This is a genomic window from Aeromonas cavernicola (genome assembly GCF_002795305.1).
Lineage (GTDB): Bacteria > Pseudomonadota > Gammaproteobacteria > Enterobacterales > Aeromonadaceae > Aeromonas > Aeromonas cavernicola.
The window spans coordinates 1-3,287 of record NZ_PGGC01000166.1; the positions used below are offsets into that span (position 1 = coordinate 1).

Genomic DNA, 3,287 nt, shown 5'->3' on the forward strand with positions numbered 1-3,287 from the left:
CTCACCAGCGCATTGATAAACTCCCCCTCCAGCCCGCCGAGCCGCTCCAACGTTACCTCCACATGACTGAGTGGCATCTGCCCCTTGATGGCCAGCTGCAACCGCTGGGGCAACAGCAGGTGCTGCTCCAGCGGCTGGCCGAGACAGAGCGCCGGATCAAGCCGCAACCGGTTGGCCGCCAACCCATTGAGGTAGCGCAATTTACCCTGTGCATCCCAAGCCAGCACGCCGTCATCCATACCATCGAGCAGGGCGTAAAGCTCGCTCAGATGGTGTTGGGACTCCTGCATCAGGGTCTCCATTTGCAACAGATTGGCCAGCTCGCGCCCGGCACTGACGGTGAGCGCCAGATCCCCTGCGCTCGCCGCCTCCACCTTGCAGATCAGGGCGATGATGGCGACCTGACGGCCATTGCTGTTGTAAACCGGGCTGGCGCAACTGTGCCAAGGGTGGAGGGTCTGGTTGAAGTGTTGGCGGCCGCTGACGCAAAGCGGCATCCCTTCTAGCGCCGCCAGATTGATGGCATTGGTGCCGATGCGCCCCTCGCTGAAAAAGGCGCCGGGGCCAAACCCCAGCGCCGCCAGATCGCGCAGGGTGTCGGGGTGACCGGTCTGGGCCAGCAGGCAGCCGCTCTCGTCGGTGAGCAGCAGGGCGCAAGGGCGCCCCTCCATAAATTCGTAGAGATCTTCGAGCGCCATCTCGCCGGTGGTGAGCAAGCCCCACTTGCGCTGGCGCAGGCTCTGCAAGGTTTGCCCCTTGGCGCGGTGGGGCGGATGCCAAAGAGTGGCGCTGGTCTGGTGGGCACAGCGCAGCCAAGAGGCTTGCAGATAGTCAGGCCAAGGCTGAAGGTGTGGGTGCTGCTGAAGCTCAGCGGGCATGGTCACGGCACTATCTGGTAAGCACACCGCCACAAGGCATCCCTATGGTCAGGCAAGCGCCGCAGCGGCTGAAGGTCAGATGGCATGGTCACAGCAATATCCGGCAAGATGTGAGTTAACCATTTAACCACGCCAGCGCACCCGATTTAGTGACCTGCCTCAAGAGGGTGGCAACCCCCGCTCCTACCGGTCGGGTTTGCCGTCGGCAAATGGCTGGCCGAGACCGTGGTGGAAGGTGGGGTACTCCGGCATCCACTCTCTCTAATAACGGGGTGATATTTATGCGTCAGCCATGTCACATGTTTTGTCACCTTGCTCACACTCCCGAGTTATGCCAGGAGCTGAAGCGGAGTGACACTTTCCATTGCAATCCCTAGAGTGTATTTTCCCAATCGGAAAATACAGACACAAAGAGGATGTTTAGCGAATGCGTTCAACGTCTGAGGCAGCTGGTAATGTTATATGAATAGAACGGTTGCCAGAGTTTTAGCCGATAGTCAGGAGTAAACAGATACATGTCATTTACATTGAATGAGTTGAAAGACTCTGAATTTGAAGAGTTTTGCTATGACCTTCTCCATAGTATGGATTTCGTTAATCTCAGTTGGCGTAAAGGGACAGGATTATTATCTAGTCCTTCTGACCAAGGCAGGGATATTCAAGGCCAATTACTACGGCGTGATGTGGATGGAAGCCAATACCATGAACAATGGTTTATAGAATGTAAACACTACATAAAAGGAGTCCCTCCAGAAAAAATTCAAAGTGCATTAACATGGGCTAACTCAAAAAGACCTGATGTATTACTAATAATAGCGTCCAATTTTTTGTCTAATCCTACCAAAAATTATCTTGAGGAATATCAAAGGGAGCACAAGCCTCCATTTAGAATTAAAATCTGGGAACTTAAAGACTTGGATAATCTTTCTGTTGGTAAGAAAGAACTGAGACTAAAGTACAATTTGATACATGATCTCAGCTACCTTCCTGTTCTAAACAGGTATCATATTGCGTATACAATGAAACCTCAGTTGAACTCCATTCGATATTTAATTGAGTTGATGGACTCCTTAGATGCTGACAAGCGAGATGAGGCTTTTTTGATGGTATATTACCAGGTTATCCGCCCTAGATTTCGCACACCAATATCACCCGATGAGACAGTCCGCGATTTAATGCTTGACCCTGTAGACTATAAATCATTTCGAGATAAATGCTTCAGCATGACTTCTGATGATTCACACCAATTTGTTTACAATTTTGTTACTTTGGCATTGTCTTGGTTATTCAACACTGCTGACATTACTTCGATTGAGGATATGCAGAATACTCAAAAATGGCTTATAGAAAATATTGAAACGAAAATTTCAGAAACAAATGATGAACTTGAAATAAACAAACTACGAAAAATGATTAAGTTGCCGACTAAAATGTTGAGTGAGTTACCATCAAAAGTACAAAAATCATATGATACATATAATTATATTTGCGAAGAACTAGTACGAAAGCTTCTGGTTGAAAAGCTTAGCCGGTAGGTTCGATTAGCCGTCAGGCGTAATCGGACGTTCGAGGGTGTTCAATATTCTGTGTCAGACGATCATAGGTCGATATGACCATCCGAAATCTGGGACACCCACCTTTTTGTGTGCTGACTATACAGTGTCTTGCTCATAAAGGTGGGTGTCCCAGTGTCATCCTGTAGCTGTCCCAATCTTCATTTTTATCGGAATTTGCTGGGTTTAACACACAATTCAGGGCGAGCCACATAGACCTCATGCCAACCCATAGCGCTAATCTTTGATAACGGCTTGCAATATGAATATTCTGCCTTATCTAAGCGGCTAGTAAGCCACTGGTACGAAAAAACAGCGGTGCAAACCCCAATAACAGCAAAAAAGCCTATCAAATACTCACTAAACTTGAATCCCTTTTCCCCCCAAACAAAATGAGCTTTTACTCCTGTTAAAACCGATACAAAAAAACCAGCTAATGTAAATGCACAAAAACCTAAAATACCTATTGGTACCCATAGCGCAACGACATTTATTTCAACAGTTTCTTCCATATAAATAACAGATAAATATGCTTGATAAGCCTCTCTATAAAAAAGTATCAATGTACCAAAAGAAAAAACATTTAAAAGCCCTCCTAATAGAAGAGCTTTACCTCTATGGATATTAATTGATTGCATTTTTCAGTCCGGAAACAACCTTACCAGATACATCCCATTTCTCAAACATATGAGCAACAAGCAGACTCGCAATAACAATTGCAACAGCACCAGCAATTACACCAGTAGCACCAAAAGTTGCAGCCAAAACTAACAAAACAACCTCACCAGTGGCCATTGAAGCCATGGCTTGGAACATGTCCGCCCCCACATTCCCAAACCAGTCCACAAGGTGGTAA

Annotated in this window: 4 protein-coding genes; 1 reads left to right on the forward strand and 3 read right to left on the reverse strand. The window is 47.3% G+C overall.

The features are described 5' to 3' along the window. Window positions 1–878: PAS domain-containing protein (locus CUC53_RS16005; RefSeq protein ID WP_157798307.1), on the reverse strand; the 878-nt coding region annotated here is incomplete at its 3' end. A 515-nt stretch (window positions 879–1,393) separates the two neighbouring features. Here CUC53_RS16005 and CUC53_RS16010 point away from each other — a divergent pair. After that, entirely contained in the window at window positions 1,394–2,413 is a 1,020-nt protein-coding gene (locus tag CUC53_RS16010) for a restriction endonuclease (RefSeq protein WP_100295059.1), read from the forward strand. Window positions 2,414–2,598: 185 nt separating this feature from the next. On the opposite strand, the gene CUC53_RS18915 is transcribed toward CUC53_RS16010, so the two are convergent. Then, window positions 2,599–3,069 carry a hypothetical protein gene (locus tag CUC53_RS18915; protein ID WP_157798305.1) on the reverse strand — a complete coding sequence of 157 codons (471 nt, stop codon included), beginning with the start codon at window positions 3,067–3,069 and terminating at the stop codon, window positions 2,599–2,601. Next, the coding region (locus CUC53_RS16015; RefSeq protein ID WP_236757941.1) for a hypothetical protein at window positions 3,056–3,287 on the reverse strand (232 nt) is incomplete at its 5' end. The genes CUC53_RS16015 and CUC53_RS18915, both read right to left, overlap by 14 nt.

Bases quoted from the DNA above. Each gene is read 5' to 3' on its own strand.
- CUC53_RS16010 (WP_100295059.1), top strand. From the start codon at position 1,394: ATGTCATTTACATTGAATGAGTTGAAAGACTCTGAATTTGAAGAGTTT.
- CUC53_RS18915 (WP_157798305.1), bottom strand. From the start codon at position 3,069: ATGCAATCAATTAATATCCATAGAGGTAAAGCTCTTCTATTAGGAGGG.